A 3211-nucleotide genomic window follows, 5' to 3' on the forward strand; every position below is an offset into this window, starting at 1 on the left:
CGACCAGGTGCACCCCCGGCACGCCCGCGGCCCGAAGCCTGTCCCGCAGCGCCTCGATCAGACGGCGCCCCCAGCCCTGGCCCTGGAGTTCGGGAAGCAGATCGATGTGCAGGTGCGCGGGGTAGTGGCGCGCGAAGGGCTCCACACCGGGGCGACGTCCGTACGCGTAGGCGAGCACGGAATCCTGGCGGGTCGCCGCGTCGGCCGCCGGCTTCGGCCAGCGCTCCGCGAACCGCGGCCACCACTCGTGCTGGAACCACTCCTCGAACCCATCGGTGTCGTCGGTGGCGACGGCGTAGCCCGCGACCCGACCGTCGTCGGTCTCGACCACGACGGCCAGTTCGGGGTGGCGCGCGACGTAGGGCAGCACGAAGACGGCCGCCCAGATGTCGTCGTCGTCCAGGATGCCGGTGGCGTCGCTGCCCGTGTCGGCGGTGCGCAGGCAGATCTCGGCGAGGGCGGGCTCGTCGCCGGGGCGGAAAGAACGCAGATGGGCCACGGCGCGAGTCTAGGCCGCAGCATCCACGTGCTCGGCGGCATCCGCGTGCTCCGCCGCCGCCGTGATGCGGTTGGCCATCCCCCGGAAGATGAACCCGTGGAACGGCAGCACCGCCAGCCAGTACAACCGGCCCGACAGCCCCGACGGGAAGAAGACCGCGCGCTGGCGGTACACGGCGCCGCCGTCGGCGCCCGGCTCGCAGCCGAGGTCGAGCCACGCGAGACCCGGCACCTTCATCTCGGCACGCAGGCGCAGCAGTCGCTCCGGCTCGACCTTCTCGACACGCCAGAAGTCGATGACATCGCCGACGGCCACGCGGCTGCGATTGCGCCGTCCGCGCACGAGCCCCACGCCTCCGACGACCCGGTCCATCCAGCCGCGCAGCGCCCACAGCACGGGCGCGGAGTACCAGCCGTTCTCGCCGCCGATCCCTTCGATGACCTCCCAGAGCCGCGCGGGGCTCGCGGTCGTCGTCGCCGTGCGCACGTCGGTGAACACGGTGCGCCCCGACCACTCCGGGTCGGACGGCAGCGGATCCGATGGCACGCCGCTGACCTCGGCATCCTGCCAGCTCGTCTCCACGCTGTCGGCCGCGACGCGCCCCAGGGCCAGCGCGACGGCCCGGCGATAGGGCGTGAGGCCGCCCGCCGGCGGCGGGATGATGGCGTCGATGTCGTGGTCGTCCATGACGCACTCGTTCTGCAGCGAGGCGATGAGCGGGCGCGCGATCGAGCGCGGCACCGGTGTGACGACGTTCACCCAGTGCGATGCCAGTCCCGGCGTGAGCACCGGCAGGGGCGCGATCGGCCGCTGCGGCAGGCCCGCCTCGACCGCGTAGCCGTTCATCATCTGCCCGTAGCGCAGCACGTCGGGTCCGCCGATGTCGACGGCGCGGTTCACGTCGGCGGCGACGCGCGCGGCGCCCAGCAGGTAGTGCATGACGTCGCGGACGGCGATCGGCTGGATGAAATTGCGCACCCACTTGGGGGCGGGCATGTACGGCAGCACCTCGGTGAGGTGGCGGATCATCTCGAACGAGGCCGAACCCGACCCGATCACGACACCGGCCTGCAGCACGAGCGTGGGCACACCGCTGGCGAGGAACACCTCCCCCACCTCGACCCGGGAACGCAGATGCGGGCTCAGCGGCACGCCCTCCGGGTGCAGTCCGCCCAGGTACACCAGGCGAGCGACGGATGCCGCGGCAGCCGCCGTCGCAACGGCGCGCGCGGCGGCGAGATCGGCCTGCTCGAAACCGGCGCCAGCCGACATCGAGTGGATGAGGTAGTAGAGCACGTCGACGTCGGCGCAGGCCTGCGCGAGCGCCGGTTCGTCGACGGCCGAGCCGACCACGACGTCGACCTCGTCGCCCCAGGAGAACGCGCTCAGGCGTGCCGCGTCGCGCACGAGCACGCGCACGCGGTAACCGGCCGCGATCAGCCGCGGCACCAGCCGTCCCCCGATGTAGCCGGTCGCACCGAGCACGAGCGCACGCGGCGCCGTGCCGTCTGCGCGCGGCACGGCGCGCAGCTCTTCTTCCCGGCCGGTGGGGCTCGACAGCTCGCTCATGTCCGTCACGCTAGACGGCCGCTGCCCGCGGCGCATCCCCTTGCGCACGGGCTCTTCGCCCGCAAGGGCGAACGTCAGCGGCGGCCGGTGCCGAACAGTCCTCGGATCACCGAGTTGAGGATCGTCTGGGTCGACTTCGAGTTCAGCACCTGCTCGAGCGGCGACTTCTGCGACGAACGCGACGTGCGCGTCGTCCGCGTCGAGTCGCCGGTGGAGCGGAGGATCCGGTCGTACTCCTTCTGCCGCTCGCGCGCGGCGGCGGCATCCGCCTTCGCCTGCGCGGCCTGCTGCTTCTCCTGCTCCTTCGCCGCCTGCTCCTGCGCCTCGGCCCGCGTGGCCGCGGCGTCCGCCTCGGCGGCGGCGTTCATCTTCGCGGTGAGGATCTCGCGCGCCGACTCCCGGTCGATCGGCGTCCCGTAACGGGCCAGCAGCGGCGAGGCGTGCACGGCTCGTTCGATGTCGGGGTCGGGGGTCGGCGACATGAGGCCCTGCGGCGCGCGCAGTCGGGTCCAGGCGACCGGGGTCGGAGCGCCCTTCTCGTTCATGACGGTGACGATCGCCTCTCCGGTGCCGAGCTCCTGCAGCACCCGTTCGAGGTCGTAACCGCTCTTCGGATACGTGCCGACGGTCGCCCGCAGCGCCTTGGCGTCGTCGGGCGTGAAGGCACGGAGGGCATGCTGCACGCGTGAGCCCAGCTGGCCGAGCACGTCGGAGGGAACGTCCTTCGGCGTCTGCGTGACGAAGAACACGCCGACGCCCTTGGAGCGGATGAGGCGGACGGTCTGGGTGATGGCGGACAGGAACGACTTCGACGCATCGCGAAACAGCAGGTGGGCCTCGTCGAAGAAGAACACGAGCTTCGGTGTGTCGAGATCCCCCACCTCCGGGAGGATCTCGAACAGCTCCGCCAGCAGGTACATGAGAAACGTCGAGAACAGGGCCGGCTTGTCGGCGACGCCCGGAACCTCCAGCAGCGAGATCACGCCGCGCCCGTCGGCGGCAGTACGCAGGAAGTCGCGCACGTCGAACTCCGGCTCGCCGAAGAAGACGTCGGCCCCGTCGTCGGCGAAAGTGATGAGCTTGCGCAGGATCACGCCGGCGGTCGCCGACGACAGTCCGCCGAGCGCCTTCAGCTCGTCCTTG

General features: G+C 71.7%; 3 protein-coding genes. All 3 read right to left on the bottom strand.

What is annotated here, in order from left to right:
- Nucleotides 1–499, bottom strand: a 499-nt coding sequence (locus I5I_RS00100; RefSeq protein WP_036314723.1) for a GNAT family N-acetyltransferase, incomplete at its 3' end; no start/stop codon positions are given.
- Between the two features lie 9 nt (nucleotides 500–508).
- The gene (locus I5I_RS00105) at nucleotides 509–2068 is read right to left on the bottom strand and encodes an SDR family oxidoreductase (RefSeq protein WP_036314726.1); all 1560 of its coding nucleotides are present in this window, start codon (nucleotides 2066–2068) and stop codon (nucleotides 509–511) included.
- 74 nt (nucleotides 2069–2142) lie between these two features.
- Nucleotides 2143–3211, bottom strand: a 1069-nt coding sequence (locus tag I5I_RS00110) for a helicase HerA-like domain-containing protein (protein ID WP_036314729.1), incomplete at its 5' end; no start/stop codon positions are given.

It is taken from the genome of Microbacterium sp. B24, assembly GCF_000333415.1.
Taxonomy (GTDB): Bacteria; Actinomycetota; Actinomycetes; order Actinomycetales; family Microbacteriaceae; genus Microbacterium.

What these genes read in the sequence shown, in the direction of transcription:
- I5I_RS00105 (WP_036314726.1), bottom strand. Translation starts at nt 2,068, where the DNA reads ATGAGCGAGCTGTCGAGCCCCACCGGCCGGGAAGAAGAGCTGCGCGCC.